The organism is Deinococcus koreensis (assembly GCF_002901445.1).
GTDB lineage: Bacteria > Deinococcota > Deinococci > Deinococcales > Deinococcaceae > Deinococcus > Deinococcus koreensis.
The window spans coordinates 454408-478382 of sequence record NZ_PPPD01000001.1 but is presented as its reverse complement, the minus strand read 5'-3'; the positions used below and the strand labels follow the sequence as shown (position 1 = coordinate 478382).

Annotated in this window: 21 protein-coding genes; 10 read left to right on the top strand and 11 right to left on the bottom strand. The window is 69.7% G+C overall.

The features are described from left to right. Positions 1–48: 48 nt before the first annotated feature. From CVO96_RS02215 to lepA, 6 genes are all read right to left on the bottom strand, one after another. Positions 49–1215 (bottom strand): pyridoxal phosphate-dependent aminotransferase, encoded by a 1167-nt coding sequence (locus CVO96_RS02215; RefSeq protein ID WP_103309844.1) that lies wholly within the window; start codon positions 1213–1215, stop codon positions 49–51. A gap of 60 nt (positions 1216–1275) precedes the next feature. Continuing rightward, positions 1276–1776 carry a hypothetical protein gene (locus CVO96_RS02210; RefSeq protein WP_133161727.1) on the bottom strand — a complete coding sequence of 167 codons (501 nt, stop codon included), beginning with the start codon at positions 1774–1776 and terminating at the stop codon, positions 1276–1278. Positions 1777–1907: 131 nt separating this feature from the next. Next, a complete protein-coding gene (locus tag CVO96_RS02205) occupies positions 1908–2492 on the bottom strand; it encodes a response regulator transcription factor (protein WP_103309838.1) in 585 nt (194 codons plus the stop codon). Next, positions 2489–3601, bottom strand: a complete 1113-nt coding sequence (locus tag CVO96_RS02200) for a sensor histidine kinase (protein WP_103309835.1) — start codon at positions 3599–3601, stop codon at positions 2489–2491. Before CVO96_RS02200 ends, CVO96_RS02205 begins: the two co-directional genes overlap by 4 nt. A 124-nt stretch (positions 3602–3725) precedes the next feature. After that, entirely contained in the window at positions 3726–4334 is a 609-nt protein-coding gene (locus CVO96_RS02195) for a class I SAM-dependent methyltransferase (RefSeq protein ID WP_103309833.1), read from the bottom strand. 26 nt (positions 4335–4360) lie between these two features. Further along, the gene (gene lepA, locus CVO96_RS02190) at positions 4361–6184 is read right to left on the bottom strand and encodes a translation elongation factor 4 (protein ID WP_103313246.1); all 1824 of its coding nucleotides are present in this window, start codon (positions 6182–6184) and stop codon (positions 4361–4363) included. Between the two features lie 109 nt (positions 6185–6293). On the opposite strand from lepA, the gene CVO96_RS02185 reads away from it, so the two are divergent. Next, complete coding sequence (locus CVO96_RS02185) at positions 6294–7631, top strand: M28 family metallopeptidase (RefSeq protein WP_103309831.1); 1338 nt, start codon at positions 6294–6296, stop codon at positions 7629–7631. Positions 7632–7700: 69 nt separating this feature from the next. Then, positions 7701–8510 carry a GNAT family N-acetyltransferase gene (locus CVO96_RS02180; protein WP_103309829.1) on the top strand — a complete coding sequence of 270 codons (810 nt, stop codon included), beginning with the start codon at positions 7701–7703 and terminating at the stop codon, positions 8508–8510. 343 nt (positions 8511–8853) lie between these two features. Here the strand turns inward: CVO96_RS02180 and CVO96_RS02175 are convergent, their stop codons facing one another. The 4 genes from CVO96_RS02175 to CVO96_RS02160 all read right to left on the bottom strand — a co-directional run bounded on the left by CVO96_RS02175 (position 8854) and on the right by CVO96_RS02160 (position 12227). Then, the gene (locus CVO96_RS02175) at positions 8854–9399 is read right to left on the bottom strand and encodes an MOSC domain-containing protein (protein ID WP_103309827.1); all 546 of its coding nucleotides are present in this window, start codon (positions 9397–9399) and stop codon (positions 8854–8856) included. 113 nt (positions 9400–9512) lie between these two features. After that, complete coding sequence (locus tag CVO96_RS02170; RefSeq protein WP_103313245.1) at positions 9513–9731, bottom strand: hypothetical protein; 219 nt, start codon at positions 9729–9731, stop codon at positions 9513–9515. A gap of 204 nt (positions 9732–9935) precedes the next feature. Beyond that, the gene (locus CVO96_RS02165) at positions 9936–10583 is read right to left on the bottom strand and encodes a ribonuclease HII (protein ID WP_103309824.1); all 648 of its coding nucleotides are present in this window, start codon (positions 10581–10583) and stop codon (positions 9936–9938) included. A 102-nt stretch (positions 10584–10685) separates the two neighbouring features. Next, entirely contained in the window at positions 10686–12227 is a 1542-nt protein-coding gene (locus tag CVO96_RS02160; protein ID WP_103309822.1) for an AMP-binding protein, read from the bottom strand. A gap of 262 nt (positions 12228–12489) precedes the next feature. Here CVO96_RS02160 and CVO96_RS02155 point away from each other — a divergent pair, with 262 nt between their 5' ends. From CVO96_RS02155 to CVO96_RS02125, 7 genes are all read left to right on the top strand, one after another. Continuing rightward, entirely contained in the window at positions 12490–13281 is a 792-nt protein-coding gene (locus CVO96_RS02155; protein ID WP_103309819.1) for an ABC transporter ATP-binding protein, read from the top strand. Beyond that, positions 13278–15251 (top strand): AMP-binding protein, encoded by a 1974-nt coding sequence (locus CVO96_RS02150; RefSeq protein ID WP_207795271.1) that lies wholly within the window; start codon positions 13278–13280, stop codon positions 15249–15251. Before CVO96_RS02155 ends, CVO96_RS02150 begins: the two co-directional genes overlap by 4 nt. A 38-nt stretch (positions 15252–15289) precedes the next feature. Beyond that, positions 15290–16186 carry a branched-chain amino acid ABC transporter permease gene (locus tag CVO96_RS02145; protein WP_103309816.1) on the top strand — a complete coding sequence of 299 codons (897 nt, stop codon included), beginning with the start codon at positions 15290–15292 and terminating at the stop codon, positions 16184–16186. Between the two features lie 105 nt (positions 16187–16291). Next, the gene (locus tag CVO96_RS02140; RefSeq protein ID WP_103309813.1) at positions 16292–17365 is read left to right on the top strand and encodes a branched-chain amino acid ABC transporter permease; all 1074 of its coding nucleotides are present in this window, start codon (positions 16292–16294) and stop codon (positions 17363–17365) included. A 177-nt stretch (positions 17366–17542) separates the two neighbouring features. After that, complete coding sequence (locus tag CVO96_RS02135; protein WP_103309810.1) at positions 17543–18727, top strand: ABC transporter substrate-binding protein; 1185 nt, start codon at positions 17543–17545, stop codon at positions 18725–18727. 83 nt (positions 18728–18810) lie between these two features. Further along, positions 18811–19656 (top strand): ABC transporter ATP-binding protein, encoded by an 846-nt coding sequence (locus CVO96_RS02130; protein ID WP_165795176.1) that lies wholly within the window; start codon positions 18811–18813, stop codon positions 19654–19656. 34 nt (positions 19657–19690) lie between these two features. Beyond that, entirely contained in the window at positions 19691–20845 is a 1155-nt protein-coding gene (locus tag CVO96_RS02125) for a phenylacetate--CoA ligase family protein (protein ID WP_103309808.1), read from the top strand. A 424-nt stretch (positions 20846–21269) separates the two neighbouring features. Here the strand turns inward: CVO96_RS02125 and CVO96_RS02120 are convergent, their stop codons facing one another. Beyond that, positions 21270–22400, bottom strand: coding sequence for a ScyD/ScyE family protein (locus CVO96_RS02120; protein ID WP_103309806.1), 1131 nt, complete (start codon positions 22398–22400; stop codon positions 21270–21272). 292 nt (positions 22401–22692) lie between these two features. Between CVO96_RS02120 and CVO96_RS02115 the strand changes: the two genes are divergently transcribed. Further along, on the top strand, positions 22693–23892 hold the full coding sequence (locus tag CVO96_RS02115; RefSeq protein WP_423739368.1) for a class I SAM-dependent methyltransferase: 1200 nt from the start codon (positions 22693–22695) through the stop codon (positions 23890–23892). Positions 23893–23975 lie beyond the last annotated feature (83 nt).

Here is a 23975-nt window from a genome sequence, read left to right as displayed (position 1 = left end):
GAGGGAGGGCCGCCGGAGTTCCCGGCCCCTGTTCGCCGCGCGCGCCGCCTACCGGCTGACGACCCCGCCGATGCGCCGCAGTACCTCGGCCAGAGTGTCCATGCCCGCGGCGTAGCTCAGGCGCACCTGGCCGGGCGCGCCAAAGTCGGTGCCGGGCACCACCGCCACCCGCGCGTCGTCCAGGATGATGCGCGCCGCCTCCAGTTCGCCTGGGTGGATGCTCGTGATATCGGTCATGACATAGAAGGCACCCTGCGGGGTGGGCGTGGGCAGGCCCAGCGCGTTCAGCCCCGCCACGATGAAGTCGCGCCGCTCGCGGTAGGCATTCCTGGCCATCTCGACGAAGCGCGCCGTCTCCTCATGCTGTTCCAGCGCGGCCAGGGCGGCGTACTGGGAGACCGAACTGGCGTTCGACGTGCTCTGCGACTGGATGGCGTTCATGGCGGCGATCACGCCCTTCGGCCCGCCCGCGTAGCCGATGCGCCAGCCGGTCATGGCGTAGGCCTTGCTCGCCCCGTTGACCGTCAGGGTGTGCTCGGGGGCGTAGCGGCCGATGCTGACCTGCTCGGCGTCGTAGACCAGATGCTCGTACATCTCGTCGCTGACGATGGTCAGGGAGTGGCGCTGGGCGAGCTCGGCCACGGCCTGCAGCACCTCCGGCGGGAAGACGGCGCCCGTCGGGTTGCCGGGGCTGTTCAGCACGATCATGCGGGTGCGCGGCGTGACCAGGGCCTCCAGCACGCCCGGATCGAGCATGAAGCCCGATTCCGGGGTGGTCGGCACCGGCACGGGCACGGCTCCCGTGAAGGCCACCATCTCGGGATAGCTGACCCAGTAGGGCGCCGGGATCAGCACCTCGTCGCCAGGGTTCAGCAGCGCGAAGAAGGCATTGAACAGCGCCTGCTTGCCGCCGCTGGTGACGGTCACGGCGTCCGGTGCGTGGTTCAGCCCGTTCTCGCGCGTGAACTTGGCGCTGATGGCCTCCCGCAGTTCGGCGATCCCGCTCACCGCCGTGTATTTGGTCTTGCCGGACTCGATGGCGTGGATGGCCGCCGCCTTCACGTGCGCGGGCGTGTCGAAGTCCGGTTCGCCCACGCTCATGGAGATGACGTCGATGCCCTGGCGGCGCAGCTCCAGCGCGCGGGAACTCACGGCGACCGTGGACGACGGCTTGAGGCTCAGGGCACGGGCAGACAGCTGGAAGGGGCCGCTCATACCTGCGAGGGTACAGGCCAGCGAGGGTACAGGCGGCCCGGCCCGGCAGAGCACAGAGGGTTAGAAGCGGTAGGTCAGGCCGAAGCCCAGGCCCGGCGACACGAAGGACAGATCCTCCGGGGTGGCGCCGGCATAGTGACCGGTGACGGCGCCCTTCAGGAAGAGGTACCGCGCCTTGCCCTCCACGAAATAGCCCCAGCGCCCGCCGGAGAGGGTGTTGCGGTAGCCCAGCAGGGCGCCGGCCATCCAGCCGGGCGAGGTGCCCACGATCAGGGCGCCGCTGGGGCCACCGTACAGGCCACGCGGGCCGGAACCGAGCAGCAGGTCGGCCCCGAAGGCCACCTCGCCGGCCAGATACTGCACGCCGCCCCGCACCGAGACCTGCGGCGAGGTGGTTGTCAGGGGAAGGCTCAGGGCGCCGTAGAGGGTCGGCAGGATCAGCACCTCGGATGAGATCCCGCCCCAGACGGTCGGGCCGTCGCTGGCGGTGGACGATTGGGCGCTGGCGGCGCCGAGGGTCAGGGCGGCGGACAGGGCCGTGGAACGCAGGGAGGCAGTCACCCAGCCAGCCTGACAGCCGATCCATACAGGATCTAGCTCCCGCTGGAGGGAGCCCGCAGCCAGTCCCGACAAGCGCGGAAGGCGACCATGAGGGCCGCCTTCCTTCGTCACGTCGGGTGGGACTGGGGCGCTCAGTGGAGCAGCCCGATGCTGCGGGCGCGGCTCACGGCCTCGGTGCGGTCGCCGGCATCGAGCTTGGCGTACAGCCGGGCGAGGTGATCCTTGACCGTGTCCGGCGACACCCCCAGGTTCTTGGCGATCTCCTTGTTCGAGTAACCCTGGGCCAGCAGGGGCAGCACCTCGGACTCGCGGGGGGTCAGGCGCGGCACGTTCACGTGCGGCAGGCGGTCGACCTCGGGGTTGGCGACGATGTCGCGCAGCTGGCGGGCCAGACTTTCCGGGTCGGTCTCCTTGCTCACGTAGCCGCGTGCTCCGGCGGCGCGGGCGGCCTGCACGATGGCCGGCTCGGCGAAGGTGGTGATCAGCACGGAGACCACGCCGGGGTTGCTCAGGCGCAATCTCTCGCAGACCTCGATGCCGGTCATGCCGGGCATCTTGACGTCCAGCAGGGCGGCGTCGGGCTGCAGGGTGCGGCAGGCGTCCAGGGCGGCCAGGCCGTCGGCGGCCTCGGCCACCACATCGAAGCCCTGGTTGATCAGGGCGTACTTGAGGCCCATACGGAACAGCGGGTGATCATCGGCGATGACGAGTCTCATGGGGTGACCTCCGGGAGGTGGAGCGTGAAGTGGGTGAGTTCGGTGGGGGGCGGGGTGGGGACGGCTTCGGGGGGAATGTCCGGCGGCGCCGGGGCAGGGGAGCGGTCGTAGACGAGGGCGCCGCCATGCGCCTCGGCGATGCGCCGGGCGATGAAGAGGCCCAGCCCGGCGGTGCCGGCGGTGTACTGCTGCCCCGCGATGGTGGTGGGCTGCGAGTTGAAGGGCTGGGCCAGCACGTCCACCGGCACACTCAGGCCGGGGCCGTCGTCGGACACCGTGACCCCCAGGGGCCCGGCCGCGAGCTGGATGCCGGTCTGGGCGTAGCGAACCGCGTTCTCGACCAGATTGGTCACGGCGCGCTCCAGCACCGGGGCGTCCACGTGGGCCTGCCCGGCACCGGTCACGCTCAGGCGCAGGCCGCGTCCGTCGGCCTGGGGCTGCAGGCGGCGGGCCACGCCGTCCAGCAGCGCGCGCAGATCGGTGGGCGCCGTATGCACGCGCACGTCCTCGCGCTCGAAGCGGTGGGCATCGGCCATCTGCTGCACCAGGGCCAGCAGGCGGCCGGTCTCGGCCTGGATCTGCACGCCGACCTCGCGGCGCTCGGCCTCGGGCAGGGGCAGGGTGGTCAGGGCCTGGGTCAGGTGCCCGGTGGCAATCAGCGGGGTCTTGAGGTCGTGCACCAGGGTGGCGATAAAGGCGTTGCGGCGGGTCTGCTCCACGCCCAGGCGCCCCAGCAGGCTGCCGAAAGCCGACCTGAGCGAGAGGATCTCCACCGGATCGTCGGCGTGGGGCTGGGCGAAGTCGCCGCGCTGCACCTCGCCCTGCAGGCGGCTGAGCGACCTGAGCAGGGTGCCGCTGAGCATGTAGCCCACCGCGCCGCACAGCCCGCCGACCAGCAGCATCCAGACCGCCAGGCTGGCCAGGGGCACCGTCGGCTGCGCCATGAAGGTCAGCACCAGGTTGGGCAGGAAGGCCAGCATGAAGATGACCAGCGTGAACTGGGCGCGCAAGGTGGTCAGGGCGCGCCCCCGTCCCCACCGCACCCCGGCCCGCTCAGGGGCCGGCAGGGCCACCTCGTCGGGGTGCAGGGGGGGATGGCCGGCGCTCATGAAACTCAGCTTACGGGGCCGGGTCTGACAGAACCCTCACGATGGGGAGGGTTCTGTCAACCCCCACCCCCAGCGGGCAGGCCCGGGTGGGAACCGGGAACCCGCCCGCCCGGCGTTCCGCTGTTTAGGTCGGCGTGGCGCGGATGTCCACCAGAATCCCCGCCAGGCGCCGCTCCAGCACCTCCACGGTGAAGCCGGCTTCCCGCAGCAGGTGCGGGGTGGGCCGGTTGGCGTGACAGCCGACGAAGCGTTCGAACAGCGGGTCAATGCCGTCTGCCACGAGTCCGAGCCAGACCTGCGGGGGGCGGACGTGCTCCAGGGCCAGCAGCTGTCCGCCGGGGCGCAGCACCCGCCGCACCTCGCCGAACAACCCGGCCGGGTCGGGAATCCCGCACAGCCCCAGGGACGACGTTACCGTGTAGAAACTCGCCGGCCCGTAGGGCAGCGTCTGGAAGTCGTGCTGCACCAGCCGCACGGGAAAGGGCAGGCCGGTCGCCCTGGCCTGCGCCCGCGACAGCATCTCAGGGCTCACGTCCAGCCCGGTCAGGCTGACCAGCGTGCCCGGGTAATGCGCGAAGGTCGCGCCGGTGCCGACCCCGAGTTCCAGAACGTCGCCGGAGGCGTGGGCGAACAGCGCGGCGCGCAGGGCGTCCAGGCGGCGCGAGGCCGACCGCGCGTCGTAGCGGGAGGCCTGGCGGTCATACAGCCGCTGCACCCGTCGGGCGTTCGCCATGCCGCCTCCCTTTCGCTCTCCCCGCTCTACTCGTCGGTGCTGAGGACGGCCAGGAAGGCTTCCTGCGGCACTTCCACGGTGCCGATCTGCTTCATGCGGGCGCGGCCCTTCTTCTGCTTGTTCAGCAGCTTCTTCTTGCGCGAGATATCGCCGCCGTAACACTTGGCGAGCACGTCCTTGCGGTAGGCCTTGACGGTCGCGCGGGCGATGATCTTGCCGCCGATGGTCGCCTGCACCGGCACCGGGAACATCTGTCGTGGAATGACCTCCGCCATCTTGTCCACGATCTTGCGCCCGATGGCGTAGGCCTTGTCCTCGTGGACGATCACGGCGAGCGCGTCCACGACCTCGTTGTTCACCATGATGTCGACTTTCCGCAGATCGCCGTCGCGGTAGCCGATCTGCTCGTAGTCCATCGAGGCGTAGCCGCGCGAGATGGATTTCAGGCGGTCGTGGAAGTCGTAGAGGATCTCCGCGAAGGGCACCTCGTACAGCAGCTCCACGCGCTTGCCCACGTAGTTCATGGTGATCATCGAGCCCCGGCGCTCCTGCAGCAGCTGCATGACCGGCCCCACGTAGTCCTCGGGCAGCATGATGCTCAGCTTGATGTACGGCTCCTCGGTCTGCGAGATCCGGTCGCGGGTGGGGAACTCGGCCGGGTTCTGGGTCTCGAAGATCTCGCCGTTGGTGAGCGAGATGCGGTAGATCACGGCGGGCGCGGTGGCGATCAGATCCAGGTCGTACTCGCGCTCCAGGCGTTCCTGGATGATCTCGGCGTGCAGCAGGCCCAGGAAGCCGCAGCGGAAGCCGAAGCCCAGCGCCTCCGAGGTCTCGGGCTCGAAGGTGAAGGCGGCGTCGTTGAGCTTGAGCTTTTCCAGGGCGTCGCGCATCTTGCGGTAGTCCTCGGTGTCGGTCGGGTACAGGCCCGAGAACACCACCGGCTGCGCGGGCTTGAAGCCGGGGAAGGGCTCCGGCGTGGGGCGGTTCTTCTGGGTGATGGTGTCGCCCACCTGCGCGTCGTGGATGTCGCGGATGCCGGCGGCGACCCAGCCCACGGAGCCCGCCTGCAAGGCCTCGCCCACGACCAGCCCCGGCGTGAAGATGCCCACCCGGTCGACGTCGAAGGTCTTGCCGGAGTTCACCAGCATGATCGGCTGCCCCTTGCTCAGGGTGCCTTCCAGCACCCGCACAAAAAGGATCACGCCCTGGTAGGCGTCGTAGAAGGAGTCGAAGATCAGCGCCTTGAGCGGCGCCTCCGGATCGCCCGAGGGGCCGGGGATGCGCTCGACGATGGCCTCCAGGATCTCGGTGATGCCGATCCCGGCCTTGGCCGAGGCGAACACGGCGTCCTCTGCGGGGATGCCGATCACGTCCTCCAGCTCCTTCGCGGCGCCCTCGGGGTCGGCGGCGGGCAGGTCGATCTTGTTGATGACCGGGATGATCTCCAGGTTCGAGTCGATGGCGAGGTAGGCGTTGACGATGGTCTGCGCCTCCACGCCCTGCGAGGCGTCCACCAGCAGCAGCACGCCCTCGCAGGCGGCCAGCGAGCGCGAGACCTCGTAGTTGAAGTCCACGTGGCCGGGCGTGTCGATCAGGTTGAAGGTGTAGGAGTCGCCGCCCGTCCCGTCGTCCTTCAGGGGCCGGGTGTAGGTCAGCCGGATGGGCGTGGACTTGATGGTGATGCCGCGCTCGCGTTCGAGTTCCAGCGTATCGAGGGTCTGATCGCGCTTGTCGCGCTCGCCCATCGCGCCCAGCCGTTCCAGAATGCGGTCGGCAAGGGTCGACTTGCCGTGATCCACATGGGCGATGATGGAAAAATTCCTGACGTTCACGCCCGGCAGTGTACCCAGGAGTGGGCCCGGCTCACAGGGCCGGAGCACACTGGACGCGCAGAGCCTGGCCCCCGGACGCCGCTCGACTGAGGAAACCCGCTGCCCGCCAGCCTCGTATCCTCCCATCATGTACGCCCGGCGCCGCGCCCTGCCGACCCGTCCGGCCCGGCCCCTGTGGCACTGGCTGGTGCCCGCCATGCTGGCGCTCCTGGCCCTCTGGGGCGGGTGGTCGGTGCTCGGCCGGCCGCACGACCTGAGCCCCCAGGGCGCCGCCCTGACCCGCACCCCCGCGCAGGACTGGGCCGACCTCGCCGCCTTCGGGCCGCGTCCGGTGGGCAGCGAGGGTCATGGGCGCGCCGCCGCCTGGCTGGCCGGGCAGTTCCGGGCGCTGGGCTACCGGGTGACCGAGCAGCCGGTGCAGGTCACGCGGCCCTTCGACCAGGGCGGCGAGCTGCGGGTGGGCGAGCTGCGCGTGCCGGTGCGGGCGCTGTACGGGGCCCGCGGGGGCGATCAGCAGGGGCGGCTGGTGCGCGTGCCCCCGGACGCCCCGGCGGAGCGGCTGCGGGCGCTGGGGCTGGAGGCCGGACTGGCCCTGACCACCTGCCCGCGGGGCTCCTGGCGCGACCTGACCGAGCGCGTGATCGACGCGGGCGGCCTGGGCCTGGTGCTGGTGGAGACCTGCCCCGGTCACCCCCTGGAGCGCGTCTCGGAGACCCCGCTGCCCCTGGTGACGGTCGGTGCGCGGGACGCGGAGCGGGTGCTGGCGCAGGCCGGGCGGCCGGCCAGCCTGACCTCGCGGGTGGAGTGGCGGGAGGTGACCGGCCACAACCTGATCGCGGCTCGCGTCGAGGCGCGCCCGGAGGTGCTGTTCGGCGCCCACCTGGACACCGTGAACGGCTCGCCCGGCGCCAACGACAACGCCAGCGGCGTGCTGGCGGTGCTGGAGGCCGCCCGCCGCGCCGCCGGTACGCCCCTGGCCGGGCGCGCCTGGTTCGTGCTGTTCGACGCCGAGGAGGACGGCCTGCACGGCAGTTACGCCTTCATCACGACCTACGGCTTTCCGCTGCGCGACACCCGCGCCATGCTCAATTTCGACATGGTGGGGGTGGGGGCCGCGCCGCTGGGGGTCGAGGCCCATCCCGAGCTGCTGGCGCTGGCCCGGCGGCTCCGGCCGGACATCCGGGTCTTCGACGACCGACCCACTCGCACCCGTGAGACCTTCGGGCGCAGTTCACCGCTGAGCGGGCGCAGCGACCACCTGAATTTCAAGCGCCAGGGCATCCGCACCGTGTACCTGAACCGGGGCGAGGACGTGAACTACCACGCGCCGGGCGACCGCAGCCTCGACCCGGCGCTGGTCTCCGAGACCGCCGACTTCGCCTCCAGGCTGGCCCAGGCCGCGCTGCAGGCCCCCTGGACTCGCGAGGAGCCCTGCGGCATCACCGGCCGCGACTGCCGGTACTGATGGGCGCGTCCGGTCGACCCCGCCAGATGGCGCATCCCCACATCCCCCTCCCTGCCTTAGCCTGCGGCCATGTCCCGCTCCCTGGCCTACTTCACGGACCTCGCCCTGCGCCGGCACGAGGGCAGCGTCATCACCCGCGAGGGCGACCTGACCGTGATCCGCTCACCGCAGAACCAGGGCTTCTGGTGGGGCAACTTCCTGCTGATGCCGGCCGCGCCGCAGGCCGGCGACTTGGCCCGCTGGGACGCGCTGTTCGCCCGACATCATCCGGGTGCGAAGCACCGGGTCTTCGGCGTGGACACATCTGGAGGCGAGGCCAGTGACCCGGCGGAGTTCCTGGCCGCCGGCTACCAGGTGCTCAGGGACAGCGTGCTGACGTCCGAACGCACCTGGCCGCCCCGCCGCCTGAGCCGCGACGCCACCTTCCGCCCGCTGGCCTCCGATGCCGACTGGGCCGCCGCGCTGACCCTGCGCGAGGCCGTCAACGCAGCCGACCCAGGGGGCCATGAGCCGGAGGGCTACCGCACGTTCTCACTGCTCAAGCTGGCCTCGTACCGCCGGGCGCAGGAGGCCGGGCACGGCGCGATGCTGGGCGCCTTCGACGCCACCGGGGCCATGCTCTCTGGCCTGGGCATCTTCGACGCGGGCGAGGGGGTAGCCCGCTACCAGAGCGTCGAGACCCATCCGGAGGCCCGCTCGCGCGGCTTGGCGGGCACCCTGGTACACACGGCCGGGGACTGGGCCCGCGAGCACCTAGGCACCCGCACCCTGGTCATCGTGGCCGACCCCGAATACCACGCCCAGCGCCTGTACGAGAGCGTGGGCTTCGCCAAGACCGAGACCCAGGTGGGTTTCCAGAAGCGCCCTGCCGCCGATTGAACGCGCTCGTCAGGGGCAATGGTTCGGGCAGTTTTGGTTGAGTGTCTTTTCGAACTCGGTAAACACAAGGTTTTAGCTCCGCCCCCCTTGTGACGCCTGATGTGCAATGACAAGAACCGGTATCGGACAGGGGATGGGACATAAGCGTCCAGTACGAGGGCGAGCTTCGCCCGCCACCCCCCTCTGCTTCGCAGCTTTTCAAGTCCCCAGCCTTCCCCCACACGGAGGGAGGGAAACAGGCCGTGATCCAGACGACTGGGTTCGCATTGCACATCACGCGTCTTGAGGGGGGCGTGGAAGCTCTAGCTGTCCTTGAGCTGGTGCGGTCAATGGAACCACAACTCTAAACGCGCTCCAGCCGCTCGTGCGGCCCAGGCGGCAGCTCGGTCTGGATGGCGTCGCCCGGCCTGACCTCGCCGCCGGCCAGCACCCTTCCCATGATGCCCGCCCTGTAGGTCGTTTGCCCCTGTGAGTCCTGACCCAGCACGGTTCTCAGCAGCCCCGGTTGGAAGGCGTCAATCTGCGCGCAGGGATTGCGAAGTCCGGTCACCTCGACCACGGCCGACGCGCCCAGATACAGGCGCGTGCCCCGGGGCAGGCCCAGCAGGTCGAGCCCGCGAGTAGTGATGTTCTCGCCCAGGTCGGCCGCCTGCACTCTGAATCCCTGGGCCCGCACCTCGTCGAAGAGTTCCGCTTGGATCAGGTGGATCTGCCGCAGATTGGGCTGCGTCGGGTCTCGTGCCACGCGGGAACGGTGCCTGACGGTGACCCCCGCGTGGGCGTCGCCTTCGGCCCCCAGTCCCGCCAGCAGCCGGATCTGCGGCTGCGGCACCTTGCTGAAGCGGTGCTCACCGTCGATGGCGACACAGACGACGTGGGGAGCGGTCATCCGACCGCCTGCCGACGGCTGCCAGGACACGTCATGACCCCCAGTTTAAATGACTTCCGGTCAGGGCGAGGCTGCCGCCCACTCGGGGCCGCGGCCCTCCTACCCCGCCTGGCTCAGGACTCGCCCCTGTCCAGAGCCGTCTCGTGGAACTTGTTGGCCAGGATGAAGAAGGTCGGCGCCCAGAGGCCCACGAAGATGCCGAAACGTTCGCCGTGCGAGCGCTCCTCGTGGGACTTCTCGGTGCCGCCCTGCGTGAACCAGATGGCGATGGAGGCCAGAATGGAGGCGAAGCCCAGGAAATTCAGGATGGTCGAGAACGTGCGGTTGGACATGATGACTCCCAGACGCATCTGACGGCGGCCCGGCCCGGTGCCTGACCGCACATAAGCATCTGGCCCCACTGTGGGTCGGCCCTGGGCTCAGGTCTGCACGCCAGCGAACAGAAGCGGGTTAGGCAGATGTTCATCGTTGGCCTGCGTCCACGCTGGCCGGATCACCCTGGAGTCCACGACCTGTCCTCACGGGCGCCGGGGTGTCTACAGCAGCCGGGGGAGGCCGTCCGGGTCGTCCAGCAGGGCGCGGATCGGCGCGTAGCTACGCCGGTGAGCCCCGCTCACGCCCAGGTCGCGCAGGGCGGCGCGGTGGGCGGGCGCCCCATAGCCCTTGTGTCCGGCGAATCCGTAGCCCGGGTGCTGCGCGTCCAGTTCCAGCATCAGGCGGTCGCGCTCCGTCTTGGCGAGCAGGCTGGCCGCCGCCACCGAGTAGCTCAGGGCGTCGGCTTTCGGGGGGGCGCTAATGGGGATGTCCACCCGCAGCCGCAGGTAATCGGTGACCAGGGCCTGCGGAGCGGGGCTCAGGCGCGCGAGGGCCCGCAGCGCCGCCGCGTGGGTCGCGCCCAGGATGTTCAGGCGGTCGATCTCCTGGGGCCAGGCGTGCTCCACAGCCCAGGTCACGGCCACCCGCCTCACCTCGGCCGCGTACTCCTCCCGCTGCGCCGCCGAGAGCTGCTTGGAATCGCGGAAGGGGTAGTCCTGGGCCGTGCCGGGCAGGATCACGGCCGCCACCGTGACCGGCCCCGCCCAGGCGCCGCGCCCGGCCTCGTCCACCCCCGCCACCCGGAAGTGGCCCCGGCGCCAGTGCTCGCGCTCGAAGGCCCAGTCAGGGGTCACGGAGGGGGCCGGCATAGCGAGGAAGGTAGCAGAGGTGGCGGGGGAACGGGGCGGGGCGCACGCCGGCCCCGGGAACACGGGCCAGGATGGTCGGGGCCCCTCAGGCCCCTGACTGCCCTAATCCGCTGGTTGCGCCACCGCCTTCTCCCTGACCTGTTCGCGCAGCACGTGTTTGAGCACCTTGCCGCTGGCGGTCTTGGGCAACTCCTGCACGAGCTGGATGCGGCGGGGCAGGGCGTAGTCCGGCAGGTGGGGGGCGCAGAAGCTCAGCAGTTCGCGGCCCAGCACCTGCGCGCCCGGATGCAGGGTCACGAAGGCGGTGGGGGTGTCGCCGCCCTGCGCGTGCGTGCCGATGACCACGGCCTCACGCACGCTGGGGTGGCGGTAGAGCACGGCCTCGATCTGGGTGCTGGAGAAGGGATGACCGGCCAGGTTCAGCAGGTCGCCCTCGCGGTCAAGGATGTCGATGCGGCCGTCCGGGTGCGTGACGGCCAGGTCGCCGGTATGCAGCCAGCCGTCCCTCATGACCCGGCGGGTGGCCCTGGGGTTCTTGTAGTAGCCCTTCATGGTCTGGTTCGAGCGGATCACGATCTCGCCGGGCGTCTGGCCGTCGTGGGGCGCAGCCTCGCCACTGTCCAGCACGACCCGGATCTCACCGCTGTAGATCATCGGGTGGCCCTGACGGGTCAGGGTCTGGGGGGGGGCGCCCTGCGTCTCGCTCAGGTCGTTCACGCTCAGCACGGCGCTGGTCTCGGTCAGGCCGTAGCCGTGCAGCACCTCGAAGCCCTGCTCCTGCAGGCTGCCCAGCAGCCGGGAATGCGGGCGCGTGCCGGCCAGCAGCAGCCGCACCGGCCGGGGCAGGCGCAGGGGCGCCGCGCTGTCGACCAGCGGGGCGAGCAGGGACGGCGAGGCGCACAGGTGCGTGACCCCGGAGGCCGTGATGGCCTGACGCAGCTCCGCCGGATCGGGCAGGGTCAGGTGGGTGGCGCCCGCCGCCGTGACCGCCCAGGCGCTGCCCCAGCCGTTCGAGTGCGAGAGCGTCAGCGCGTGCAGGAAGGCGTGGCCCGGGCGCAGGTTGAGGTGGTAGAGCAGGTTGGCCAGGTTCACGAAGGCGTTGCGGTGGGTCAGCATCACGCCCTTGGGGTCGCTGGTGGTGCCGCTGGTGTAGTTGACCGAGATGACCCCGTCCTCGTCCAGCCCGGCTGGCAGGGTCAGGGGCGCGCGGGGGAAGCGTTCGAGCCGTTCAAAGAGCCCTCCCCCCGCCCCGATGGCGATCACCGGCACCCCCAGGTCGTCCAGCCGGCCCTGCAGGCGCCCAAGGTGCGCGCTGTCCACCAGGGCCACGCAGGGGTCGGCGTGGGCGGCCAGGAAGTGCAGCGACTCGTCGGGAAAGGCGGGGTTCAGGGGCACGATCACGCCGCCGGCCAGCGGCACGGCATGGAAGGCCAACAGGGCGTCGGCGGTGTTGGGGGAGACCAGCAGGGCGTGGCCCCCGGGCGCCAGGCCGTGTTCGCGCAGCAGGGTCATCAGGCGGGCCACGCGGTCGGCGAGCCCGGCATAGCCGAGGGCCGGGGCGCCCGGCTCCACGATGGCAGGGCGCTGCCCATGCACCCGGAGGGCGCGCAGCACGGGTTCCAGGGGCGTCAGCGGGGTCTTCAAGGGAGGCCTTTTGCTCGGAGGTGGGGAGGGGTGCGGTGCAGTCCAGTGTGCCGAGCGGCCACCCTCACCCTCGGAACTGGTCTAGACAGATTTGCCTAAATTCGATTTGTCACCGTGACTGGTCTAGACAGATCAGAGCCGGTGCGGCGCCCTGCCCCTCCATAATCGCCCCACCAACAATGTCATCGGGTCTGGCAAACGGCTGTCCTGCGCCCATGCCCGCCACTCCGCGTTCGGCCATTCACTCACTTCCGGAGGTGCAATGTCGCAACTGCATGTTGAACACGTCACCCTGACCTTCGGCGGGCTGAACGCCCTGAGTGACGTGAGCCTGAGCGTCCCGGAGGGCGAGATCGTGTCCATCATCGGGCCGAACGGGGCCGGGAAGACCAGCCTGCTGAACTGCATCAGCGGCTTCTACCACCCCACCCGGGGCCGCATCAGCTACGGCGAGCACGACCTGAGCCGCGCCGCGCCGAACGTGGTGACCAGTTACGGGATCGCGCGGGCCTTCCAGAACCTGGAGCTGTTCCGGGGGCTGAACGTGGTGGAGAACCTGCTGCTGGCGCGGCACACCCACCTGAAGTACAGCCTGCTGGACTCGCTGGTGTACTACGGCCGGGCCAGCCGCCGCGAGGCCGAGAACCGCGCCTACGTCGAGCGCATCATCGACTTCATGGAGCTGGAGGAACACCGCGCCCACCCGGTCGGCACGCTGGCCTACGGCATCCAGAAGCGCGTGGAGGTCGCCCGCGCGCTCACGCTGGCGCCCTCGCTGCTGCTGCTCGACGAGCCGATGGCCGGCATGAACGTCGAGGAGAAGGAGGACATGGTGCGCTTCGTCCTCGACATCGGGCGCGAGCACGGCATCACGGTCGTGCTGATCGAGCATGACCTGGGCGTGGTCATGGACATCAGCGACCGGGTGTACGTGCTGGACTTCGGGCAGTTGATCGCCTCCGGTACCCCGGCAGAGGTCAGCGCCGATCCCCGCGTGATCGAGGCGTACACCGGCGTGGCGGGCCACGACCCCCGGCAGGCGGTGGGCGCATGACATCACTGGGCGCCGTGATGGGCGACGTGACCGCCCTGACCATCCCGCAACTGCTCGCGCGCCGGGCCGAGCTGTTCCCGGAGGGCGTGGCGCTGCGGCACAAGGAATTCGGCATCTGGAACGAGACCACCAACGCGGCCTATCTGGAGCGGGTGCGCGAGGTCGCCGCTGGCCTGAGCGCCCTGGGCGTGGCACGCGGCGAGAAGGTCGCCATCATCGCGGAGAACATTCCCGCCTGGGTCTTCATGGAACTGGGCGCGCAGGCGCTGGGCGCGGTCAGCGTGGGGGTGTACCAGAGCAGCGCCGCCAGCGAGGTGCAGTACGTCCTGGACTACACCGACGCCGTGGTGGTGCTGGCCGAGGACGAGGAGCAGGTCGACAAGCTGCTGGAGTGCCGCGCCGCCCTGCCCAGGGTGCGCCGGGTGATCTACGAGGACGCCCGGGGCATGAGCAAGCACGCCGGCGACGACTGGTTCCTGTCCTTCGCGGAGCTGCTGAAGCTGGGCCGGGAACAGCCCGGCGACGTGTTCACCCACGAGTCGGCGCTGGGCAGGCCCGACGACGTCTGCCACTTCAGCCTGACCTCCGGCACCACCGGGTCTCCCAAGGCGGCCATGCTCACGCACCGCAACCTGCTCTACATGGGCGCCTCGCTGGGGCAGGTGGACGGCTTCCGGGCCGGGCAGGACTACCTGAGCTTCCTGCCGATGGCCTGGATCGGCGAGCAGATGATGTCGGTGGCGGTGGCCCTGGCGAACGGCGTGACCGTGAACTTCCCCGAGAGCACACAGACCGCCATGCAGGACCTGGTCGAGGTCGGCCCGCACTTCATCTTCGCGCCGCCGCGCGTGTGGGAGGGCATCCAGAGCCAGATGTACATCCGCATGCAGGAGTCGTACGGCCCCAACCGCGCGCTGTACGCCCGGCTGCTGGGGTGGAGCACCGACGCCGCCGACGCCTCGCTCAGTGGCCGCCGGCCCACGCCGCTGGCCGCCTTCAAACGCTGGGTGGCGTACTGGGGCCTGACCCGCCCGCTGCTCGACCAGCTGGGCTTCCTGCGCCTGAAACACGCCTACACCGGCGGCGCCGCGCTGGGGCCGGACGTCTTCCGCTTCTACCACGGGCTCGGCGTGAACCTGAAGCAGATCTACGGCCAGACCGAGAACATCGGGATCGCCTACGTGCACCGCGACGGCGACGTGCGTTTCGACACGGTGGGCATGATCCTGCCGGGCGGCGAGTGCCGTATCTCCGAGGACGGCGAGATCCTGAGCTGCTCCCCGGCGGTGTGCCAGGGCTACTACAAGAAGCCCGAGGCCACCGCCGAGACCATCAAGGAGGGCTGGCTGCACTCCGGGGACGCCGGCCGCCTGACCGCGGACGGGCACCTGCAGGTCATCGACCGCCTGAAGGACGTGATGCGCTCGGCGGGCGGCGAGACCTTCAGCCCGCAGTACATCGAGAACCGCCTGAAGTTCAGCCCCTTCATCCGCGAGGCCGTGGCCTTCGGGGACGGCCAGGACGAGGTGACGGCCTTCCTGAACGTCGATCCGCTGACCGTGGGGCAGTGGGCCGAAAAGAGGCAGCTGGCCTATTCCACCTACATGGATCTGAGCGGCAAACCCGAGGTGGCCGAGCTGATCCGCCGCGAGGTCGAGGTCGCCAACACGCGCCTGGAGCCGCATGAACGCATCGCGCGCTTCGTGCTGCTGTACAAGCTGCTCGACGCCGACGACGATGAGCTGACCCGCACCGGCAAGGTGCGCCGGGGCGCCATCCGGGAGAAGTACGCGCCCATTGTGGAGGCGCTGTACGACGGCTCGGAGCGGGTGCGCGTGGAGGCCGAGTTCAGATACCAGGACGGCCAGACCCAGCGCCTGGAGACCGACGTGACGGTGCACCGGGTTCCCGGCCAGCCCCAGGGCGCGCCCCGCCGAAGCCAGGCCGCTCCGGTGGGAGCCGGCGCATGACCGTCGTCTCCGCCCCTCTCTCTGGAAAGGACACCTGAATGGAACTGCTGCCGCAACTGTTACTGGCCGGTGTGGTGATCGGCTCGATCTACGCCCTGGCCGCGCTGGGCTTCGTGCTGATCTACAAGTCCAGCCGGGTGATCAACTTCGCGCACGGGCAGATCATCGCCAGCGGCGCGTTCATCGCCTTCGCGCTGACCCAGGCCGGCATGAACCTCTGGCTGGCCGGACTGATCGCCATGGTGGCGACGTTCCTGCTGGGCATGTTGATCGAGCGGGTCTTCCTGCGCCGCATGGTGGGCGAGCCGATCATCGCGGTGATCATGGTGACCATCGGGCTGGCCAGCGTCATCGACGGCCTGCTGCACCTCACGCCCTACGGCGCCGGCAACTACTCCTTCCCCACCCCGGCGGTGCTGGGCGGCCAGGGCATCGAGCTGTTCGGCACGCAGCTCTCGCGCATCCAGCTGACCGGGGTGCTGGCCTCGCTGGCGCTGCTGGCGGGCTTCACCTACTTCTTCAACAAGAGCACCCTGGGCATCACCATGCGCGCGGTGGCCGACGACCAGATGGCCGCCATGTCGGTGGGCACCTCGGTCGAGCGGGTGTTCGCGCTGGCCTGGGCGGCGGCGGGCCTCACGGCGGCGGCGGCGGGCGTGATCCTGGGCCTGATGAGCGGCCTGACCCTGGGCGGCCTGGCGGGCATCGGCCTGAAGGTCTTCCCGGTCGTGATCCTGGGTGGGCTGGACTCGGTGGCCGGCGCCATCGTGGGCGGCATATTGATCGGCATCCTGGAAAACCTCTCCGCCGGTTACCTCGACGGCCTGGTGCCCGGCGGCGGCACCCGCGAGGTCTTTCCCTTCATCATCCTGATCGCCGTGCTGCTGGTGCGCCCGTACGGTCTGTTCGGCACGAAGGAGATCGAGCGTGTTTAAGGATACGGAAGGCAGAGGGCAGAGAGCAGAGAGCAGGGATTCTCGTGGACGTGTGCCCATCAGCCATCAGCAATCAGCCATCAGCCGCGCAGCGGAGGTGCGCTAGTGCCCGCTTCCCGCTTCACCCAGACCGGCAACTACCGCACGCGCTACCAGCAGGATCAGACGATCTTCGCCACGTATGCCGAGCAGGCCAGCCTGATCGTGTTCGTGCTGCTGCTGCTGACCCTGCCGCTGCTGCTGCCCAAGACCATGCTGCGCGACGTGAACATGATCATGATCTACGCGGTCGCGGTGATCGGGCTGAACGTGACCACCGGCTACACCGGCCTGATCAACATCGGGCAGGCGGCCTTCATGGGCGTGGGCGCCTACGCCACGGCGCTGGCGGCGACCCGCTGGGGGCTGCCCTTTTTCCTGGCGATCCCGCTGGGAGGCGTGGCCGGCGCGGTCATCGGCACCTTCGTGGGCCTGCCCAGCCTGCGCCTGAAATACCTGTATCTGGCGGTGGCCACGCTGGCCTTCCAGCTGATCTTCGAGTGGTCGGTCGGGCATTCGCCGCTGCTGGAGCAGGGCGGCGCCATCAGCCTGCCCACCGTGCAGGTCTTCGGCATCCGCGACACTTTCCTGAACCACAACATCTTCTGGTATTACCTGATCCTGCCGGTGCTGGTGGCGCTGGCGCTGCTGTGGCGCAACGTGCTGCGCACCCGGCACGGCCGCTCGCTGATCGCCGTGCGCGACAACGACCGCGCCGCCGCCGCCATGGGCATCCACCCCGGCACCGCCAAGCTGACCGCCTTCATGATCGGTTCCTTCTACGCGGGCATCGCCGGGGGCCTCTTCGCCTACTTCCAGAAGGCCGTGGTGATCGAGGACTACGGCCTGTCCATCTCGGTGCAGCTGCTCGCCATGGCCATCGTGGGCGGCCTGGGCAGCCTGCCGGGCTCCTTCCTGGGGCCGCTGTTCATCGTGGCGCTCGACCGCACCATGGAAAAGGCCAGCCAGTGGCTCGGCGGCCTGAACCTCTTCCCGGAGGGCGTGGACGTGACCAGCGCCCTGCGGCCCCTCTCCTTCGGCCTCGCTATCGTCCTCTTCCTGATGTTCGAGCCGCGCGGGCTGGCGAACTGGTGGCGGCTGGTGAGGATGTATTTCAAGAAGTGGCCGTACAAGTTCTAACGGCCCCGCGAGCGAAGCGAAAAGCCGAGGGAAGAGCGGATGTGCAGTGGAGCGGCGGGCGGTGCCCTCCCGACCGACGCGCAGCGGAATATCCGCGAAGTGCCAGATTCTGGACTCTTTCAACTTACCCATACCCATCCAACCCGTCCCCTTCACCGCCCCACCCGGAGGTTCACCATGAAGAGAGCACTTGTCCTGTCCGCCCTGCTGACCCTGTCCACCGCTGCGGCGCAGAAGACCGTGACCATCGGCTGGAGCGGCGCCATTACCGGGCCGACCTCCGACGCCGGGGCCAGCTACGCCGCCGGGATCGAGGACTACTGCAAGTACGCCATCGCCCAGAACATGGTGCCGGACACCAAGCTCAACTGCGTGGTGCGCGACGACCAGTACAACAACGCCAACACCCAGCGCAACTTCGAGGACTACGTGGGGAACCTCAGGGCCAGCGCCTTCCTGGGCTACTCCACGGGCGGCACACTGCAGCTCAAGAGCACCATCCAGGAGACCAAAACCGTCACGTTTCCCGGCAGCTACCACATCGGCAACATCGACGGCGCCAACTCCGACTACATCTTCCTGCCGATCTCCTCGTACTCCGAGCAGCTGATCAGTCTGGTCGAGTGGGTGGCGAAAAAGGAACGCGGCGCCAAGATCGCCCTGGTCGTGAACCCCAGCCCCTTCGGCCGCGCCCCGGTGGACGACGTGAAGAAGGCCGCCGAGCGCCTGGGCGTGAAGATCGTGGACGTGCAGGAGGTCGGCGCCAACAACCTCGACAACACCGCGCTGCTCAAGCGCTTCGAGGCGGCGGGCGTGAAGTACGTGGTCAACCAGAACACCGCCGGGCCGGTCGCCAACATCCTGAAAGACGCCAAGCGCTTAGGGCTGCTGGGCAAGATGCAGTTCATGGGCGCGCACTACACCGGCGGGGAAGACCTGACCCGCCTGGCCGGCGACGCTGCCAACAACTTCATCTGGAGCACCTCGTACTTCCTCTACGACGAGGCCGACAAGCCGGGGATGCAGCTCGTGAAGAAGGTCGGCACGCAGTACGGCCGCAAGGCCGACACCATCCGCTCGGTGCATTACACCTCCGGGATGCTGGCCGCCAGTATCGCCATCGAGGCCCTGAAGCGCGCCAAGGGCGACGGCAGTTCGGAGGCGATGCTCCGGGCCGTGACGGGCATGACCGGCAGCAAGACCTTCAACCCCGGCTTCACGGTCGGCCCGGTGAGCTTCAGCGCCAAGGATCACGTGGGCGCCGAGAGCCTGCGGCTGCTGCAGGCCGACAACACCGGCAACTTCAAGGCCATCACGGGCGCGCAGCGCAGCCAGATGTTCAAGCTGGTGCACCCGAACTGAGGCAGAGGGCTGAGGGCAGAAGGCTTTCAAAGACATCGGTTGCCCGCTGCTCTCCGTTCTCTGCGCCCTCCCAAGGAGACTCCGTGACCGCACCATCCATCCAGTCCGCCGCGCCTCCACCGCCCACTCTGGCCGCGCAGGGCGACCTGACCGTGAACAACGTGGAGGTCGTCTACCACGACATCATCCAGGTGCTGCGCGGGGTGTCGCTGAGCGTCAGGGCCGGCCGGGTGACGGCCCTGCTGGGCACCAACGGCGCCGGCAAGACCACCACCCTGCGCGCCATCTCGGGGCTGCTCAAGCCCGAGAACGGCAAGATCCGCGAGGGCACCGTGTCGTTCGGCGGCCGCGTCCTCAGCGCCCTGAACGGTACGGACGTCGTGAAGGCCGGGGTGGTGCAGGTGCCCGAGGGCCGCCGGGTCTTCAAGCACCTGAACGTCGAGGAGAACCTGCGCGCCGGGGCGATCCTGGGCCGGGGCCACTGGCAGAGCGATCTGGAGCGCATCTACACCTATTTTCCCAAGCTGCGGGCGCTGCGCTCCAGGCAGGCGGGCTACACCTCGGGCGGCGAGCAGCAGATGCTGGCCATCGGCCGGGCGCTGATGGCCCACCCCAGGGTGCTGCTGCTGGACGAGCCCTCGCTGGGCCTGGCGCCGCTGCTGGTGGCCGAGATCTTCGAGAACGTGCGGCGTATCAATCAGGAGGAGGGCCTGAGCGTATTGGTGGTCGAGCAGAACGCCAACATCGCCCTGCGCCACAGCGACTACGGCTACGTGATGGAAGGGGGCCGGATCGTCATGGAGGGCGAGAGTGCCGAACTGGCCAGCAACCCCGATGTCAAGGAGTTTTACCTGGGCGTGACCGAACACGGCCAGCGCAAGAGCTTCCGCGACGTCAAGAGTTACAAACGCCGCAAACGCTGGATGTAGTCCCACACCGCCAACCCACTGCCTGTGGAGTGCCATGACCCATACCCTGTCTTCGCTGCTTCCGGCTCCCCCCGGCATCGGCGCCCTGCTGTCCCGCCTGCGAAGCCTGCCCCTGTACCGCGCCGCGCTCTCGGACGTGCCCGACGGGGCCGCCTGGGCCGACGTGCCCTTCCTGACCAGAGGGCGGCTGACCGGCGCCTTCGAGGCCGGTGAACTGCTGCACCCGGAGGCTGTCCGGGTACACCTGACCCCGCACCCCGGCGGGAGCTGGCTGCCCGAATACGCCACCCGCGCCGACGTGGCCTCGCACGGTCAGGCGGCGGCGCGGGCCTTCGCGCGGGCCGGCGTGCGCCCGGGCGACCATGTGCAGGTGGCCTTCGGCTACCACCGCTTCGCCGGCGGCTGGATCATGCAGGACGGCCTGGAGGCGCTGGGCGCCAAGACGCTTCCCTTCGGCCCCGGTGAATCGGAGGCGCAGCTGGAGACGATCCGGCAGCTCGGCGTGCGCGTGCTGGTCAGTGCCCCCAGCTTCGCGCAGCGGCTGGGCGAGGCCGGCGCGCGGATCGACCTGCTGATCTCCAGCGGGGAACCCCTGACCTCCATCGCCGGGCGCCGGGAGAAGGTGGAGGCGGCGCTGGGCGGCGTGGCCCTGGACTGCTACGCCAGTTCCGAAGCGGGCCTGATGGCGCTGGAGACCCCAGCCAAGGACGGCCTGCGCGTGCTGGACGACTGGGTGTATCTCGAGGTGATCGACCCCGAGACGGGCGCCGCCGTGCCGGACGGGGAGCGCGGGGAACTGGTGGTCACGCATCTGGGCAAACAGGCCATGCCCCTGCTGCGCTTCCGCACCGGCGACCTGACCCGCCTGGAACGCCGCGCCGAGGGCACCTACCTGCCCGGCGGGGTGTTCGGCAACGTGGGCGGGATGCTCAAGGTCAAGGGCGTGAAGCTCTTCCCGCGCGAGGTCGCCTTCTGGCTGGCCGGCTTCGGCCTGGATCACTCGCAGCACACCCTGCGGCTGTGGTCGCAGTCGGGCGCCGACCGGGTAGGGATCGGGGTACGGGGAGCGCCACGAGACGACCTGACCGCCCTGCGCGCCGACTTCCAGAAACGCTTTGTGGTCAGGCTCGACGCGCTGGACATCAGCCCCGACCACGAGGGCCAGGGGGTGCTGGACGAGCGAGGCTGAGCTGAATCCTGGTTTTTCGACTCAATCCGAACCAGCAGGACTCGTAGAACTCTGATGCAAGGCAAAAGACGAGTCTCAGCAATTGAATGGACGTTTGATGATGTTATCGATATTCGGGAAATCGACGGAATCCATATATGCTGAAAGTGGTCGGACTGAGGCCTGGCAGAGTTGAATGCTTGCGGGAATACACCCCACCCGACGACCACGGAAAGCCCCGCCTGTCATGCGGGGCGATGGAACCGATTTCACTCGACCGGTTTGATTGTGCGACACGGGCAGTATCGCGCACGGGGCTAAAGCGCCGATGTGACGGGGCTTCACTGCGGACTTAGTTGGTCTCCATCAAACCTTAGATTCTGAGCATTCCCAGACGGACTGCTCCGGAGATACAGGGGGGAGAACCAGTGTCGTCTGCTCAGACTTACTGCCCGGTGTACCGCGTCAGCTGCGAGTACCGAACCACCCGGCCACTTCCCGGCAGCCCCAGGCCGTTCTCTGCCACGAAGGCGTCCCCAGCGGCATTGAATGAGATCGAGGTCGGGTAGTTCAGGCCGCTGAGCACAGTCGTCTTCTCGCCGCCCGACCCCAGCCGGATGATCGAACCCGCGTTGGCCGTGAACGGGATGGCTGTGGAGGCCGGGTTGAACGAGCCGAACGACACGGCGTAGAGCTTGCCGTCCGGCCCCTTCTCCACATCGGTGAGCATGGTCAGGCCGGTGGCGAAGTCGCTGACCACGCCGCCCGCGACCTTGACGATCCTGGCCGCGCCGCTCGGGAAGGGGCCGCCGCTGAGCAGCGAGACGTAGGCGTTGCCGTCGTTCCCGAACGCGACCCCGGTGGGCACCGACTGGGCTCCGGTGCCGGTCTTGCCTGCCAGCGAGGCGACCAGACTTACCAGGCCGCCCTGGGGGTTGACCTTGAACAGCGCGTTGGCACCGGCGTCGGCCACATACAGCTGACCGTCCGGCCCGGCGGCCAGACCGTAGGCGTGCGAGTCGATGCCCCCCTGCGCCGGGGCCACGCCGTCGGGATTGGTGGCGGCCTCGAAGGCGAAGACGTTGGCGAGTTCCACCGTGGCGCTGCCGTCGACCCGCAGCACCGCCGAGGCCTTGGCCGGCCGGGCCACCGAGAAGCCCGCGTTCCACACGCCGTTGGCCACATACACCGCGTCGCCGATCACGGCGATCTTGCCGCCGCCCGTCGGGCCGATGCCGGGGATGTTGATCGAGGGCATACTGGTTACCACGCTCTGCGTGCCGTCGGGTGCGACCTTGACCAGACGGGCCGAATCGCCGAAGTTGCCCGGATCGGTCTGTCCGGGCACTGTGAAGGGAGTGGTGCCGCCCAGTCCGTCGTCGGTGACCCAGACCGTGCCGTCTGCCGAGACGTGTACCCCCTGCGGGCCGTTCAGACCGGTCGCCACCACCTTCGGTGGCACCGGCGCCGTCGGCGTGACCGGCCGGGCACAGCCACTCAGCAGGGCCAGGCTCAGCAGGCCGGCGAGCGGCAGCCGGGAACGGGGCGGACGGGTCAGGTGATCGAGTCCATGCATACGTGCCTCCAGTTCCAGCAACAGGGACGGGCCCCGAGCCCCCTGGGACAGCTCCCGAGCCTGCCGACTGGTCGGTGTTCAGCGCGGCTGTTTGCGGCCGCCGTGATCTGCCTTCTGTTCCTCAGACTTTAACAGTGTGGGGGGAAATGGTCAGCATTCGTACATTCACCCCTTCTTTAGTGTCCGGTCGCCGCTCGGCAGGCTACCGGGCCGCCGCCGCGCCGCGCTGCCCGAATCCCCGGCGGGCAGGTGTGATAGACGGTAGGGCGTGACTGGCCCAGGCAGACAGAAGATCCGTGTGAAGCGCTCGTCGTCCGTCACGCAGACCCGTGCCGAGGTCGGGGCTGAAGGTGGAACCGACCCCCAGACCCGCTACACCGAGGTTCGGCCCGCGCTGCTTCCGCCCCGGCTGGAGGGGCTGGTGGCCTTCACCAAGCCCGGCGTGCGCGGCTTTCCCGGCATCGACGACGCCCAGGCCCTGCTGGCCCAGACCATGCGGAAAGACAAGGTGCGGGGTGAGGTGCTGGATCTGAGCGCCATGGGCGGCCTGCTGGGCAGTCTGCCGGGCGTGACCCTGCGGGCGGTGGAGGGTTCGGCGGCGGCCCTGGCGGCGCTGCGGGCCGCCGGCCACGAGCCGCTGGCGGCGGCCCCCGGCGACCCCCTCACCGGGCACTGGCCCCAGCGGGCGCGTACCGTGGCGCTGGTGCTGGCCGGTGACCGGGGCAGCGCCTACGCGGCCGCGCAGGTGGCGTGGGCGCACGCCTCCACGCCCCCCGGCGGCGCCCTCTACCTGGCCGGCGACCGCGACAAGGGCTTCGACCGCTACGTGCGCGCGGCCAGCGCCGCCTTCGGCACGGGGGAGACGGTGGCCCGTGACGGAGGAATGCGCGTGGCGAAACTGATCCGGCGCCCCGGCCCGACGCCCCCCCTGCCCGAACCCGAGACCTACGAGGCGTTCGGGGTGAAGGTGGTCGGCCTGAGCGGCGTGTTCAGCGCGAGCCGACCCGACAAGGCCACGGCTCTGCTGCTGGAGGGGCTGGAGGATCTCGACCTGAACGGCCGGAGCGTGCTCGACCTGGGCTGCGGCGCGGGCCTGATCGGCGCCTGGGCGGCCCGGCGCGGCGCGCGGGTCACGCTGCTCGACGGCGACCTGCAGAGCGTCCGCAGCGCCCAGGCCACCCTGAGCGCCAGCGGCCTGAGCGGTGAGGTGGTGCATTCGGACGTGGACGCGAACCTGCCGCCCGCGACCTTCGACGTGATCCTGACCAACCCGCCCTTCCACGTGGGCCGGGGGGTGGTGCTGGACGTGGCCCGCGAATTCATCGCGGCGGCGGCTCGGCGCCTCAATCCGGGCGGCACGCTGTACCTGGTGGCCAACGAGCCGCTGCCCTACGAGCGTCCGCTGGGCACCATCGGCCCTGTGAGTGAACGGGCGCGCTCGGGCGGCTTCAAGGTGCTGGAGGCGCGGCGCGGCGCGCCTGGCCCGGCCTGAACCGATCCGGCAGGCCCCGGGAACCTTCAGACCCTCCGGCCCGTATGTATAGGGTTGGCTGTCCTGGTTCGGTGTCCGAGAGT

What these genes read in the sequence shown, in the direction of transcription:
- CVO96_RS02215 (WP_103309844.1), bottom strand. Translation starts at nt 1,215, where the DNA reads ATGAGCGGCCCCTTCCAGCTGTCTGCCCGTGCCCTGAGCCTCAAGCCG.
- CVO96_RS02205 (WP_103309838.1), bottom strand. Translation starts at nt 2,492, where the DNA reads ATGAGACTCGTCATCGCCGATGATCACCCGCTGTTCCGTATGGGCCTC.
- CVO96_RS02200 (WP_103309835.1), bottom strand. Translation starts at nt 3,601, where the DNA reads ATGAGCGCCGGCCATCCCCCCCTGCACCCCGACGAGGTGGCCCTGCCG.
- CVO96_RS02195 (WP_103309833.1), bottom strand. Translation starts at nt 4,334, where the DNA reads ATGGCGAACGCCCGACGGGTGCAGCGGCTGTATGACCGCCAGGCCTCC.
- CVO96_RS02185 (WP_103309831.1), top strand. Translation starts at nt 6,294, where the DNA reads ATGTACGCCCGGCGCCGCGCCCTGCCGACCCGTCCGGCCCGGCCCCTG.
- CVO96_RS02180 (WP_103309829.1), top strand. Translation starts at nt 7,701, where the DNA reads ATGTCCCGCTCCCTGGCCTACTTCACGGACCTCGCCCTGCGCCGGCAC.
- CVO96_RS02175 (WP_103309827.1), bottom strand. Translation starts at nt 9,399, where the DNA reads ATGACCGCTCCCCACGTCGTCTGTGTCGCCATCGACGGTGAGCACCGC.
- CVO96_RS02170 (WP_103313245.1), bottom strand. Translation starts at nt 9,731, where the DNA reads ATGTCCAACCGCACGTTCTCGACCATCCTGAATTTCCTGGGCTTCGCC.
- CVO96_RS02165 (WP_103309824.1), bottom strand. Translation starts at nt 10,583, where the DNA reads ATGCCGGCCCCCTCCGTGACCCCTGACTGGGCCTTCGAGCGCGAGCAC.
- CVO96_RS02155 (WP_103309819.1), top strand. Translation starts at nt 12,490, where the DNA reads ATGTCGCAACTGCATGTTGAACACGTCACCCTGACCTTCGGCGGGCTG.
- CVO96_RS02150 (WP_207795271.1), top strand. Translation starts at nt 13,278, where the DNA reads ATGACATCACTGGGCGCCGTGATGGGCGACGTGACCGCCCTGACCATC.
- CVO96_RS02145 (WP_103309816.1), top strand. Translation starts at nt 15,290, where the DNA reads ATGGAACTGCTGCCGCAACTGTTACTGGCCGGTGTGGTGATCGGCTCG.
- CVO96_RS02135 (WP_103309810.1), top strand. Translation starts at nt 17,543, where the DNA reads ATGAAGAGAGCACTTGTCCTGTCCGCCCTGCTGACCCTGTCCACCGCT.
- CVO96_RS02125 (WP_103309808.1), top strand. Translation starts at nt 19,691, where the DNA reads ATGACCCATACCCTGTCTTCGCTGCTTCCGGCTCCCCCCGGCATCGGC.
- CVO96_RS02120 (WP_103309806.1), bottom strand. Translation starts at nt 22,400, where the DNA reads ATGCATGGACTCGATCACCTGACCCGTCCGCCCCGTTCCCGGCTGCCG.